Origin of the sequence: Lacrimispora sp. 38-1 (assembly GCF_049890855.1) — a bacterium.
Taxonomy (GTDB): Bacteria; Bacillota; Clostridia; order Lachnospirales; family Lachnospiraceae; genus Lacrimispora.
Genome location: NZ_JBANEW010000066.1, coordinates 1 through 13,655, shown reverse-complemented (window position 1 = coordinate 13,655; position 13,655 = coordinate 1). Strand labels below are relative to the sequence as shown.

General features: G+C 43.7%; 11 protein-coding genes. 8 read left to right on the top strand and 3 right to left on the bottom strand.

The genetic code is table 11. The annotated features are described in order from the left end of the window. Window positions 1-5: 5 nt before the first annotated feature. From V7D18_RS19500 to V7D18_RS19490, 3 genes are all read left to right on the top strand, one after another. A complete protein-coding gene (locus tag V7D18_RS19500) occupies window positions 6-914 on the top strand; it encodes an AEC family transporter (protein WP_426156665.1) in 909 nt (302 codons plus the stop codon). Window positions 915-1,562: 648 nt separating this feature from the next. Beyond that, window positions 1,563-2,174, top strand: a complete 612-nt coding sequence (locus V7D18_RS19495) for a TetR/AcrR family transcriptional regulator (RefSeq protein ID WP_426156663.1) — start codon at window positions 1,563-1,565, stop codon at window positions 2,172-2,174. Further along, on the top strand, window positions 2,174-4,654 hold the full coding sequence (locus V7D18_RS19490; RefSeq protein ID WP_426156661.1) for a phosphoenolpyruvate synthase: 2,481 nt from the start codon (window positions 2,174-2,176) through the stop codon (window positions 4,652-4,654). Before V7D18_RS19495 ends, V7D18_RS19490 begins: the two co-directional genes overlap by 1 nt. A 110-nt stretch (window positions 4,655-4,764) precedes the next feature. On the opposite strand, the gene V7D18_RS19485 is transcribed toward V7D18_RS19490, so the two are convergent. Genes V7D18_RS19485 through V7D18_RS19475 form a run of 3 tightly spaced genes read right to left on the bottom strand, consistent with a single transcriptional unit; the run spans window position 4,765 to window position 7,659 of the window. Beyond that, on the bottom strand, window positions 4,765-5,115 hold the full coding sequence (locus V7D18_RS19485; protein WP_426156659.1) for a cupin domain-containing protein: 351 nt from the start codon (window positions 5,113-5,115) through the stop codon (window positions 4,765-4,767). 30 nt (window positions 5,116-5,145) lie between these two features. Continuing rightward, on the bottom strand, window positions 5,146-6,711 hold the full coding sequence (gene lsrK / locus V7D18_RS19480) for an autoinducer-2 kinase (protein WP_426156658.1): 1,566 nt from the start codon (window positions 6,709-6,711) through the stop codon (window positions 5,146-5,148). 27 nt (window positions 6,712-6,738) lie between these two features. Further along, on the bottom strand, window positions 6,739-7,659 hold the full coding sequence (locus V7D18_RS19475; RefSeq protein WP_426156656.1) for a sugar-binding transcriptional regulator: 921 nt from the start codon (window positions 7,657-7,659) through the stop codon (window positions 6,739-6,741). A 311-nt stretch (window positions 7,660-7,970) separates the two neighbouring features. Here V7D18_RS19475 and V7D18_RS19470 point away from each other — a divergent pair, with 311 nt between their 5' ends. The 5 genes from V7D18_RS19470 to lsrF all read left to right on the top strand — a co-directional run bounded on the left by V7D18_RS19470 (window position 7,971) and on the right by lsrF (window position 13,631). After that, the gene (locus V7D18_RS19470; RefSeq protein ID WP_426156654.1) at window positions 7,971-9,500 is read left to right on the top strand and encodes a sugar ABC transporter ATP-binding protein; all 1,530 of its coding nucleotides are present in this window, start codon (window positions 7,971-7,973) and stop codon (window positions 9,498-9,500) included. 66 nt (window positions 9,501-9,566) lie between these two features. Continuing rightward, on the top strand, window positions 9,567-10,493 hold the full coding sequence (locus V7D18_RS19465; RefSeq protein ID WP_426156652.1) for an ABC transporter permease: 927 nt from the start codon (window positions 9,567-9,569) through the stop codon (window positions 10,491-10,493). Continuing rightward, a complete protein-coding gene (locus tag V7D18_RS19460) occupies window positions 10,490-11,518 on the top strand; it encodes an ABC transporter permease (RefSeq protein WP_426156651.1) in 1,029 nt (342 codons plus the stop codon). The genes V7D18_RS19465 and V7D18_RS19460 overlap by 4 nt, the downstream gene beginning before the upstream one ends. Window positions 11,519-11,569: 51 nt before the next feature. Then, window positions 11,570-12,709 carry a substrate-binding domain-containing protein gene (locus V7D18_RS19455; protein WP_426156649.1) on the top strand — a complete coding sequence of 380 codons (1,140 nt, stop codon included), beginning with the start codon at window positions 11,570-11,572 and terminating at the stop codon, window positions 12,707-12,709. A gap of 40 nt (window positions 12,710-12,749) precedes the next feature. After that, window positions 12,750-13,631 (top strand): 3-hydroxy-5-phosphonooxypentane-2,4-dione thiolase, encoded by an 882-nt coding sequence (gene lsrF, locus V7D18_RS19450; protein WP_426156647.1) that lies wholly within the window; start codon window positions 12,750-12,752, stop codon window positions 13,629-13,631. Window positions 13,632-13,655: the final 24 nt, after the last annotated feature.

The window sequence follows — 13,655 nt, the reverse complement described above, 5'->3', positions numbered from 1 at the left end:
AAATTATGATAAATAGCAGTCTCATAAACCTCCAGGGTATGCTGTTTTTGCTGGTTGCATCCGGAGTAGTTTTAAGAAAACTGGGAATCCTTCCGGACAGTGCAAAACAGGTGCTGACAGATCTGGTTATTGATCTCATCCTGCCGTGCAACATCATCAGTTCCTTTCTCATTGAATTTAATATGGATATTTTAAAAGGTTTTGCGGTTATTCTGGTGATTGCCACACTGATTCAGTTTGGCTGTCTGATAATAGCCAATACCTTTTATAGAAAGGAACCGGAGCGGCGTAAGAAGGTGCTTCAGTATGGAACGGTCTGCTCTAATGCCGGTTTTATGGGAAATCCAATTGCAGAAGGGGTTTACGGGGCAGAGGGACTGATGTATGCGTCCATCTTTCTCGTTCCCCAGAGAATTGTCATGTGGTCTGCGGGAGTCTCTTATTTTACAGAAAGTCCGGATAAGAAGACCGTGGTAAAGAAGGTTCTTACCCACCCCTGTATCGTTGCAGTATATATCGGATTGTTTTTTATGATTACCCAGATATCAATGCCTGTATTTTTAGAAAATACCATTCGAAATGTGGGCGGCTGTACCACAACGGTTTCCATGGTTTTAATCGGAACAATTCTTGCAGAGGTGAAAGCAGGCAGTATTTTTGATAAGGGGATTATGAAGTATACATTTATTCGTCTGTTTTTTATTCCCTTTCTGGTTTTTATATGCTGCCGCCTCTTTCCTGTGAGTCCGATGATATCCGGCGTATCGGTGCTGCTGACGGGTATGCCGGCAGGAAGCACCACTGCAATACTGGCAGCAAAGTACGATGGAGATTATATTTTTGCCACCAAATGCGTGGTGGTGACCACCCTGCTATCCCTGGTGACGATTCCTTTGTGGTGCATGGTTTTATAATCCTGGCAGCTGCGAATGTTTTGAGATACTTTGAGATACTTTTAGACACAACGGTTGACACGCAAGTACTTTAGGTATAAAATAAAGATACAAAGGGATTATGTATTTCAATTGTTGCACAAACGAAAACCCAGGGACTGCCATCCCTGGGTTTTCTTATGCTCACTGTTATTTGTCCTTTCGGTCGAGCCATTTGCAAACGTAATGAGTCACTACGCCTGCTATGACCGAAAGCATAAGGGTTAATATGTATTCCAACTGTTGCACCCCCTTCCTGCTGTGCAGTTTGGGATATAACAGCACTTTACATTATATTTCCTTTTTCGTGTTTCGTCTACAATTTTCCTCCCTGGTTGCCCGGAGCTGCTCTGAACAGGAATTGAGCTGAGATACAATTTATCTGTTTTTTATCCAATCTTTGATTCTGATGATTTCCCCTGGCTCTTATCCAAATGTAGTGATGTTTCTGATTGTTTCACCTTCAATGTATATTATGCTCTTCTAATGTGAAACCATCTGATACTTCTTTCCCTAAAATTAGCCAAACTAACGATACATGTAGATATTCTTGTATTGACCAAATCGGTTCATGACGCTATAATAAAACTATGAACCGAATCGGTCAATATTATTTTAGAAGGTGAAAATATGGAAAAACTAAAAGAATTGTCAGAAGAAAAGCAGCAGCCTATCATTGAGGCAGCGTTAAAGTGTTTTGGAAAGCATGGATACAAGAAAGCCTCCATGGGGGACATTGCCAAAGGCAGCGGAGTATCCAAGCCCATGCTGTTCCATTATTTTGGCACAAAAAGGGATTTATACCTTTACCTGTCAGAATACGTAAGAACTGTTATGGTTGATGCATACAAACGGAATAAAATTGATGTATGCAGCGATTTGTTTGAGCGCATCACTGCAGCTTCAAGAATGAAAATGAGTATACTGAAAAAATATCCGAACATACTGAAATTTATAATCAGTATGTTTGATGAAACGGATGAAGAAGTAATTGACATCACAAAAAAGATCATGCCGGAAGCCCAGCAGTTTTCTTATAGCCTGGTGGTGAAAAAGGAGGATGCGGCCAAATTTAAGGAAGGTGTGGACATTGATGTGGTCATGCGCCTGATGTTCCTTATGGCGGAAGGATATGCCCATGAAATGTCCGATGGCCGGTGTGATCTTGGAGAGATCACTGAAGAACTGGAAAAAACCATACACATGTTGAAATGCAATCTGTATAAGGAGGAATACCTGTGATGTATATACTGAAAATTCAGGATAAAGAGGCAGGCGCCATCATGATGTCCGGGGGCAAGGGAGCCAGCCTTTCGAGACTTGCCCGATGTTTCCCTGAAAAGGTTCCGGATGGTTTTATTATTACTACAGAATTTTATAAAAACTTTATCCAGCCGGCCGTCATTCATGCCCAGGGTGACATAAAATCCGCTATTGCCGGACTTACTTTACCCGCTCAGGCAGTAAAATTAATCCAGACTGCCTATGACGGTCTTGGAGATAACAGCTTGGTTGCCGTTCGTTCCTCTGCCACAGCCGAGGATTTGCCGGATGCTTCTTTTGCAGGTCAACAGGACACTTATTTAAACGTTTCCGGTTCTGAAGCTGTAATAAAAGCAGTCATCAACTGTTTTGCCTCCCTGTATAATCAGCGGGCAGTTTCCTACCGGGCAAAAAACGGGTTTGATGAAGGCGAAGTCCTGATGGCTGTAGTTGTGCAAAAAATGGTGGAGGCAAAGGCGGCAGGGGTCATGTTTACTGCTGATCCCATAACCTCAGACCGTTTTACAACTGCCATTGAAGCAGTGGAAGGACTTGGGGAAGAGCTGGTATCCGGTCGTAAGACTCCGGTAACATGGACGGTCAAGGGAGGCACTGTAAAGAAAAGAAGCGGCGCAGAGGCATGTCTTACGGAAGCTAAAGTAACCGCCCTTTCCGCCATAGGAAAAAAGATCGAAAAGGAATTTGGCAGTCCTCAGGACATCGAATGGTGCTTTGACGGGGAGAGGTTCTACATCGTCCAGTCCCGGGCAATCACCACCCTTTTTCCCTGCCCTCCATCACCCGATGGCTTTAAACGCTGTTTTATCTCCGCCGGTCATTTACAGATGATGACAGACACCATGCTGCCCCTCGGTATGTCTCTTTGGAAATTAATGTCAAAAACTGTAAAGGTTACGGAAATCGGCGGGCGTCCTTATATGGAAATTACCCATAACCTTAACAGCCCGGTAGGCAAAGCCCTGGTGCGGCAGAAGCTTTCCAACTCCGATGAGCTTATGTGTAACGCATTCAATCAGGTCCTGGAAAGAAAAGATTATATAAAATCCATTCCCAAAGGCCAGAAAAGCGACTTTGCAATACCGGCGGATGTGTTCAGGTGCATAACTGCCGGATTCAGAATCTACAGGAAAAACGATCCGGCCGTCATTGACGGCTACAACCGCCGCATGGAAGCGATAATCCAAAAAACAAAAAAAGGACTTGAACACCTGACGGGTAAAGCAGTGGTCGATTACATTGTAAACGACACGGATAATCTCATGAAAAGCCTGTTTGACCCGGAAGGATTAGGACCTCTTTTAGTCACTTTCTACCTCACGAAGCCTATTGATAAAGCTGGCAAAGTCCTCCTTGGGAGAGACAATATGAGCGTTGATATATCAAAATCCATAAAGGGAAACATCACATCAGAAATGGGATTTTATGTCAGCCATATAGCAGACGCAGCCAGAGATTATCCGGAGGTTGTAAAATACCTTGAAACAGCCGGAGACTGGTTTAGCATTGATGAATTGCGCAGGCGGCAGGGCGGAGAGAAGGCAGCAAAAGCTTTTGAAGAATTTTTCTCCCGTTATGGAATGCGCTGCCCCGGGGAAATCGATGTTGCAAAACCCCGTTTTGCCGAAGCTCCGGGAAAAATCCTGCCTACCGTATTGGCCGATATAAGACTACCCAAAGGCCACGCGGAGCAACGGCTGATTCAGGGACAAAAAGAAAGCGGGGAAGCAGTAAAGGCTATGGTACTGGCTGCCAAAAAGAAATGGGGGAAAAGAAAAGCCGGGAAGCTTGCAAAACAGCTTTCCTTTTACCGGAATTTCCTGGGCCTGCGGGAATCCCCGAAATATTACTGGATGAAACGCTATTGGGAATACAAACAGGCGATTATCCGGGAATCTGAAAAGCTTGTGGAAAAAGGCGGATTAAGAAGAGTTGATGATGTTTTCTATATGAGTCTTCCGGAACTTGCCTGCATATTTGCCGGAGAGCAGGAACCCGATTATAAAAAAATTGATAAATTGCGTGCAGATTATGAAAAGTACGCGTCCCTGACTCCGCCCCGCCTCATCTTTTCTGACGGAGAAGTGGTGGAAGGGGAATACAAACGCAAGGTTCCTAAGGGTGCACTACCTGGGCTTGCTGTCTCGGGCGGTATAACGGAGGGCAGGGCCAGAGTTGTCCTGGACTTAAAGGAAGCCGGAAAAATAGAAAAAGGCGATATTCTGGTGACAAAATTTACCGATCCCAGCTGGACCCCGGCTTTTATCTCCATAAGCGGACTTGTCACGGAGGTAGGGGGAATGGCTACTCACGGTGCAGTCATCACACGGGAATACGGTCTGCCTGCGGTGGTGGGCGTGACTGATGCCACAAAACAAATAAAGGATGGAGACCGAATCCGTATAAACGGCAATTTGGGATATGTAGAGTTTTTGGAATGATAAAAAGTGGAGCTGCCTGAGATTGGCCGGAACAATCCTAAATGAAAAATAAGAGCATTCAGCAGATAAGAGACAGCAAAACGCTGTCTCTTATCTGCATAACAGTAACATTAAAACGTATAATCTTTAAGCTCAACCTTATCCGAATCCTGATATGGTGCCAGAGTGGAAATCATTTTCACTGTGGTTTGAAACGGATTAAAGCAGTAATGGATCTCTGATGGTTCAATATGTATAAAATCCCCCTGCTTTAAATGATAAGTTACTCCATCCACAACAATTTTTATTTCTCCTTCCAGAATGAAGAAATTCTCTTCCATCACATTGTGGTAATGTGCAGTGAAGTCTTCACCGGGCTGAAACTGAACTACTGCAAAATTCATGCGGGGTCCTTTCATTAGATATTTGGGCCCGCTGTCTCCGAACCGGTATTCCTTTTCAGATTCATTTATTATATACATACTTTTTATCTCCTTTTTATTTACTTCTGTTTATAAGCCTGGGGCAATCCACATATTCTTTGTGATTTTCCGGTCACAAAGTGACAGCTGTGTGCTGTAAAATTCTTTCCATGCTCCGTAAATTCCCTCGTAAATTCTATGATTTTCCATATCAGGTGTGAACTGTTGTTCTATGATAACAAGATCTTTTGCTGTTTGTGATATATCCTGATATAAACCGATTCCATAACCTGCAAGAATTGCGGCACCTAAGGCGGTCGCTTCCCTGACTTTTGGAATTTTAACCGGAATCCCCAGAACATCCGACAAAATCTGTGCCCAGAGACTGCTGTTTGCGGCTCCTCCTGCAAAAGTAATTTCTTCTGGTAAATGTCCGGTGGTACTTTTTACAAGCTCTAAATGCCCTTTTGTAATGAAAGCCGTATTTTCCAGGATTGCCCGGTAAAAGGTATAATGATTAAATCTGTCAGAATCGAGTTCAAAATTAGAGAAGGTAGGAGCTGCATGCTTCCAGTTCATAAAATTCATGATATCTGAAAATGCACACATCATTCCGTAACATCCCGGTGGTATTTTTTCTGCTTCTTCGTTCATCAGATCATAAACAGATCTTCCGGTTTCCAATGCAATTTTTTTTTCTGCAAGACAAAAACTATCCCTGAACCAGCGCATCACAAGACCCGGTTTAAATGCCAGAGCTTCGTACTGCCAGAGAGAAGGAATGGCATGACAGTTGACACGGACCCGGCAAAGAGGATCCATAACAGGTGTGTCCGTATTGTATTCATATTGCCAGAAGCTTCCGCCAAAGACTGCGGCATCTCCTGAGTTTACAACGCCCACCCCGATACAGCCCAGCTGAGCATCCCCGCCTCCTGCAACCACGGGAATTCCCTCTGAAAGTCCGGTAGACTGCTCCAGTCCGGAAATGGTTTTCCCGATCACAGTACCGCATTCTTTTACAGGAGGAAACAAATCGGTCCGTAAGCCGCACCTCTGGTTGATTAAAGGATCCCATGTCCGGGATTTTAAGTTAAACAGTCCGGAGGTAGAGCCATTACTTGGCTCAACAGCAAGAATTCCGGTTAATTTATAGCAAAGCCAGTCGTTAAACATCCCTAATTGAGCGGTTTTTTCATAAATTTCCGGCAGCTTATTCTTCACCCAGAGAAGTCTTGGAATGGCATCCAAAGCATAAGACTGACCGGATTCCTCATACAGGAGACGTTCCAGTTCCGGATCCTGGCGGATTAGCTGTTCTACTTCATCATTGCTTCTGGCGTCGACGTTGGCACAGGCCCAGATTTCAATACCCTCTTTATTATAGAGAACGATACCTTCTCTCATACAGGTGGTGGATATTGCGGCAATCTCCAGGGGATTCACAGCGCTGCCGGTTATGACCCGGTGAATACAGGCGGCTGCAAGCTCCCAGTTATGCACCCAGTCAAAATTCATGCTTCCAGGATAGAGAGGGTCTTCTCTGTGCTCCCATTCCGTCTGGGCACAGGCAATCTGGTTACCTTTTTGATCAAACAATACGGCACGTACACTTCCGGTTCCGGCGTCAATAGCTAAAAGATAATTTGATGACATGCAGATACCTCCATTTTGTTTTTGTTATCAGCCGGGATCTTCAGCCAGCAGGCTCAGAGCGGTTTCTTCATCAGTAATCAGTGTATTTAAATATCCGCCACTTAAAGAAGCCCGGATTGCTTTCACCTTGCTGCTTCCGGCCGCTACTCCAATTACGTTTGGAAGAGCGCGGAGTGTGGTCAGGGGGGTGCTTAAAAGCCGTTCCTCAATATCTGTCTCAACCGGATTTCCATCTTTGTCTATAAAATGGCTCAAAAGGTCACCAACAGCTCCCTGCATGGAAAGGTAAAGAAAGTCATTTTTTGTGAAAATCCCATTTTTTATAATAGTTGCATCTTCATTAATTCCTCCGATGCTTATAACTGTCATAGAAGCCAGATTTACCATTCGGGAGATTTCCTGAATGGAGGGCTCACCTTGCATTGCATTACAAAGTTCCTTGGTTGATACAATTAATGGTGCAGGATATAAATAAAGTTTTGCATTAAAAACGCTTGAAAAGGTATTGGGGAGATAGTAGCTGACTCCGCCGGTCAGAGAAACGGCAGAAACAGGTGCTTCCGTCACCGTTGCCAAATGGTTTAAAACCCGGCTTAGAGTGTCCCCATAACCGATGTTGATATAGGTATTATCCGTGATCCGGTCATTGATGTACATGGCTGCAGCTTTGGCAACTGTATCATTCGCGCAGGAATCATCGGGTGAGGCTGGTACTACAAATGCATCTTTTAAATTCCATCTGCTGATCAGGTCCTGTTCGACCTGCAGGTGATGGCTGCGCTCCTGTGAAATTTTAAACTGTATTACCCCGTTCTGCCGCGCTTTATCCAGCAGTTTTATTACCTTCATGCGGGAAATACCGAGCCGCTCCGAAATTTTTTGCTGCGTCATATTCTCTATGTAATAATACCATGCTGTCTTGACGATAAGGGAATCTTCGTAGTTCATTCTGTTCATCTCCGGTTTCTTATGATTGTTACAAAAGTTGTTGTATAAATAAAATGTTTGCAACTATATGTAGTATAACAATTTGCATATCATCTGTCAATAGTGCTGAGCTAAAAATAAAAAAATGATATAAAACGTGAAAAAAACAAAATAAATGCATAAAATATGAAGATAATAATTGAAATATTAGTGAAAAAGCACTATAGAATTTTTTGAAGCCTATTGACAAGCTGTATGGAATCATGTATGATGATGACTGTAACAAAAGTTTAGCATTGAAACAAATATCTCAAATTAGCGGGTGGGGAAAAATGACAAAATATTCAGAAGCAGCGTATCAGGATCAAAAACTGTTTACTGCCAGCGGAATTATAAAAACGTTTGGACTCAATTCTGTTTTAAAAGGAATTGATATAAGCGTGGGTGAAGGCGAAGTGCTGGCATTGATCGGGGGAAACGGAGCTGGAAAAAGTACTTTGATGAAAATAATTATGGGCATCTATCAGCCTGATGAAGGGAGTGTTTCCATTGCTGGAGAAAAGATGACTGTTTTCAAGCCAAGTGCTTCTCTGGCAAAGGGTATTTATATGGTACCTCAGGAACCTATGCTGTTTCCTAATATGACAGTTGAGGAGAATATCCTGATTGGATTCTGTGAAAAATCAGGGATTCTTAAAAAAAGATTGAAAGAAATCAAGGATGAAATCGGCTGGGATTTGGATCTGGGAAGGAAGGCTATGAGCTTATCCATAGCAGAGCAGCAGCTGGTAGAGCTTTTAAGAGGACTGATGAGACAGGCAAGGGTTCTGATCCTGGACGAACCCACCAGTGCGCTTACATTTGATGAAGTAGAAAGCCTTTTTAAGATTGTGGAAGATTTAAAGAAAAAAGGAATTGGTATGATCTATATCACCCACCGCCTGACAGAGGTATTCCAAATTGCAACCCATGTGGCAATCATGAGAGACGGTGTTATTACGCTGAAGGGAAAAATTACTGAATTCACCAGGGAGATGCTGGTTAAGGGGCTGCTCCCTGCTGACTGCAAGGAGGCTGAAAGGCAGGAGGCAGAAGAACTGGATTATAGCGGGCTGGCGCCTGTCTTTGAGTTGAAAAATTATTCGGGTTATGGATTTCGGGATATCAGTCTGAATGTCTATCCGGGGGAAATTCTCGGCGTGGCCGGAGTAGTCGGTGCAGGCCGTACAGAGCTGGCTGTAACTGTATTTGGCAAAGATAAAGTGCTTTCCGGAACGGCCGTTTTGGATGGAAAAGATGTGACCGGTTTTTCTACCAGAGAGATATTAAAGGCTGGTATCAACTATGTTCCGGAGGACCGCCGTCTTAACGGAATGTTTGGAATCAGTGATGTGGCTGCAAATATGACCTCTGCACTGATTACTGGGAAATCAATGGGGAAACTATTTGTTAACAGAAAGACGGAATACGAAATAACCAGCAAATACGTAGATGATTTCAGAATTAAGATAACAGGACAGGATCAGTCTGCAGGCAGCTTATCCGGCGGAAACCAGCAGAAAATAGTCATTGGAAGGACATTGGCAACCGGTCCCAGACTGGTGATCCTTGATGAACCCACAAGAGGTATTGATGCAGCGGCCCGAAAGGATGTATATGGGATTATTCATAAACTTAAAAAACTGGGGGTAGCTGTTATGCTGATTTCTTCCGATATGGAAGAAATTGTAGAATTATCAGACCGGGCTGTCGTAGTGTATCAGGGGCAAATCAGAGGGGAACTGAAAAAGCATGAAATTACCCAGTCCGGACTGATGGCAGCATCCTTTGGTGTGGGTGAAGGAAAGCAGGTGAAGGGATGAGGAAAATTATAAAAAACCGGGAAATAAACAGCTTTCTGTTCCTGACAGTGCTTTTTTCTGGTAGGTTTGATCAATCAAAGCTTCTGGAAACCGGAAACGATAATCAATTGTTTTAATGACAGTGTTGTATTCACTTTTCTTTCGGCAGGAATTGCATTCGTTATCCTGACAGGGGAAATTGATGTATCAATTGGTTCGGTGCTTGGACTATCAGCTGCTGTGGGTGCCACACTGCTCCGGGATGGTTACGGAATTGGAGCAGCTTTGTCTGCATCAATTTTAGTGGGAGCGCTGGTCGGACTGATCAATGGAATAGGAGTTGCGGTATTAAACATACCGTCTCTGATCTTTACACTGGGTGTCAATGGAGTTGTCAGGGGCATTGTTTATGTATACACAAAGGGTGCCTGGGTAGAAAATCTGCCGGCGGATTTCACTATTTTATCAAATCGTTTTTTGGCAGGCAATGTTACATATTTTTATGGAGCAGCACTTGTAATTGTAATTATTGGACATTTGATTCTTACGAAAACCAGGAAAGGAAAATATTTTGTGGCAGTGGGAGATAATGCCGCTGGAGCTACACTGGTAGGAATACCGGCGGATAAAACCAAGATCATGGCATATGTGCTATGCGGAGTGTTTGCATCAATAGCAGGGATAATTTATGCTTCCAGAATTGGATTTATCACTCCCACCGCAGGTAATGGATATGAGATGAAAGCAATAGCGGCGTGTGTATTGGGGGGCTTAAGCCTGACTGGCGGTATTGGAAGTCTGGCTGGTGCATCCATTGGAGCGGTGATCATGTCTTCCATCAGCAGAATTCTTGTCTTCTTAGGCTTTTCATCAGATTACGACAATACCATTACAGGTTTTCTGCTGTTGACGATTGTAGTAATAAATACGACTGTTTTAAACCGTGCAGCGCTAAAAAACCGGCATGATATTTTGTCTGCCAGAACCGCTGAAAAAGGAGGAAAAAAATCATGAGAACTTCTTTTTCCCTGAAAATGAAGCAGATATGGAAAAAGTGGGAATTCATTCTGTTTCTGGTGATTGTACTTGAAATTGTTATTTTTGCAACAAAAAACAGTAAATTTTTAATGCCAAGAGTATTGTTTGGCAGCATGAATGATATTATTTCCATCTGCATCATCTCTTTGTTTGTAACCTTTGTAATGATCACAGGAGGAATTGACATTCAGGCAGGGTCCATTGTTGGATTGTCCTCCATTATACTTGGTGTAGCCTGGCAGGATGGAGGGGTGAATATCTGGGCGGCTTCTTTTCTTGCAATGGCAGCTGCAGGAGTATGCGGCGGAATTTCAGGATTTTTTATTGCGTACTGCCAGGTTCAGCCTATGGTAGTCACTCTGGGCGGAAGTTTTCTTTATACGGGAATTGGGCTTCTGGTTTCAAAACTGTCTGCAACAGAAAGCTATAAAGGAATTAACGGGTTTCCGGAAAGCTTTCTTAAGCTGTCCAAATTTAAGCTGTTTGGAGTTATCCCCAGCCAGGTTATTATTTTTTTGATACTTGCGGTTCTGGCATACCTCCTTTTGCATAAAACCCGCTACGGCAGACAGGTGTTTTTAGTTGGTGTCAATCAAAATGCAGCAGAATATTCAGGAATACACACAAAACTGATTATTATGAGTACATATGTGCTTTCAGCAGTCAGTGCGTCTGTAGCAGGGATTATTCTGACTTCTTATTTAGGGACAGCCAAAAGTGATATCGGAGCAACACTGACATTGCCCATCATTACGGCAGTAGTGCTTGGCGGAACATTAAGTACGGGCGGTAAGGGCAGTGTCCCTGGAACGGCGCTGGCGGCAATTGCCATCGGTACATTAAGATTTGGTCTGCCTCTTTGCTTTAAAGTGAGTCAGCAGTATCTTGATATACCGGTTGGAATTCTATTACTGGTAATCATAATAGGGCGGGCTGTGTTTAACCGTCCGCAATTAAAAACTTATCTTATGAAAATGAAATGGAACGGGAGAGGTAATTAGAGGGTTACGCCTCATTTATAAAGAGTTATATAAAAGAAGGAGGATTTTCTTATGAGGAAGGCAATTGCATTTGTAGTGGCAGGAATGCTGGCAGTAACTGCAGTAACAGGGTGCAGCAAATCCGGAGGGGAAACTGAGGCAGCAGCAAAAGCTGCTGAAACCAAAGCTGAGGCAGTCAAAGACAATGGTAAGGCTTCCGATATCGCCGGAAAGACAGTGGTATTCATACCAAAACTGACAGGTAATGCGTTTTTTGAATCAGCAGGAAAAGGGGCTCAGAAATACGGAAAAGAATGGGGAATAAACGTAGATTATCAGGGAAGTCCCAATGCGGCTGTGGCAGATCAGGTTTCAGTAATTAATAACGCGGTGGCAAGCGGAGTGGATGCAATCTGTGTCTCATCTGTAGATGCAACCGGACTTGATTCGGCACTGAAGGAAGCGTCAGCAGCAGGAGTGACTGTGGTTACCTGGGATTCTGACGTATCAAGTACAGCCCGTACCCTGATGGTATCCCAGGGTACTCCGGATATACTTGGAAAGATGCTGGTTGATATGGGAGCGGATTCTCTGACAAAGAGGGGAAAGGATATAAAAGCTGATAAGATTAAATATTGCTGGCATTATTCCCAGGCAACAGTTGCCGATCAGAATTCCTGGCAGGCGGCAGGAGAAGCGTATATTAAGGAAAATTATCCAAACTGGGAAAATGTAGCACCTGATAATTACTATTCCGAGCAGGATGCAGAAAAAGCTGTTTCCATTGGTGCATCTATTCTGGAGGCCAATCCGGACATCGATTTGATAATCTGCAATGACTCAACAGCGCTGCCGGGCCAGTGTAAGGCGGCTCAGAACAAAGGGCTTACAAAAGAGAATGTCACAATCACCGGCTTCGCTTCCCCCATGTCCATCAAGGATTACTGCAATGCGGGAATTATCGAACAGTGGGGGCTCTGGGATTGTCAGGTTCAAGGTGCAATCGGCAGCTACCTGGCAGCATACATATCAGCAGGAAATCAGTTAAAGGTAGGCGATAAGGTAGACATTCCGAAAATCGGTACTGTGGAAGTGCTGCCAAATGACTGTCTGGTAGAAGGGGAATCTACCGGTGAGGTGAACAACGGAGTTGTACTTCTTCCGGAACGGACCATATTTAACAAAGATAATATGAACAATTATGATTTCTGATTTGAGGCAAATTGAATAAAACGAATAGGAGAAAATGAAAATGGCAGATCTTGATGGCGTAAAAGTTGCACACAATTATTATACGGAGGTTCCCTTTGGAAATAATAAGCCGTTTCACGTAAAAGGGGCAAATAATTTAGACTGGGGTATGAAAAAGCATCTGTCTAATATCTTTGATGAAACCAGCCAGAATACGGTCATGTTTGCATTTGACCATGGATATTTTATGGGAGCTGCCGCAGGTCTGGAACGTCTGGATTTGGTTGTACCTAAGATTCTTCCATATGTGGATGTTTTAATGGGAACCAGAGGGGCGATCAGAAGCTGTGTACCTGCTGCAGGAAAGAAAGGTATTGCTCTTCGAACAACATCAGGTTCCTCCATGCTGGATGAGGACCTTTCTCATGAAATTCTGGCTGTGGACATTGAAGATGCAATCCGTATGAATGCGGACTGTCTGGCGATTCAGACCTTTATCGGAGCAGATGGACAGCTTTCCAGTCTTGACAATCTTTCAAAGGCGGTTAATTTAGGTATCCGCTACAGCATTCCTACCATGGGCGTTGTAGCAGTGGGCAAACAGATGGAACGCACAGACCGCTTCTTTAAGCTGGCTACACGAATTGTTGCGGAGTTGGGTGCAAACATCATTAAAACCTATTACTGTGAGAATTTTGAAGAGGTTGTGGCAGCCTGTCCGGTTCCCATTGTGGTAGCAGGAGGAAAGAAGCTTCCGGAGAAAGAGGCGCTGGAGCTTGCTTATCTTTCCATCAGCCATGGCGCAAAGGGAGTTGACATGGGAAGAAACATATTCCAGAGTGAAAATCCCGTTGAAATGTGTGCAGCAGTCAGGAAAATTGTTCACGAAGGCTTTACTGATAAAGAAGCCTATGAATTTTATGAAGAGATGGTGCATCATTAAAAAGAGAAAGAACTGTCCGGCAAT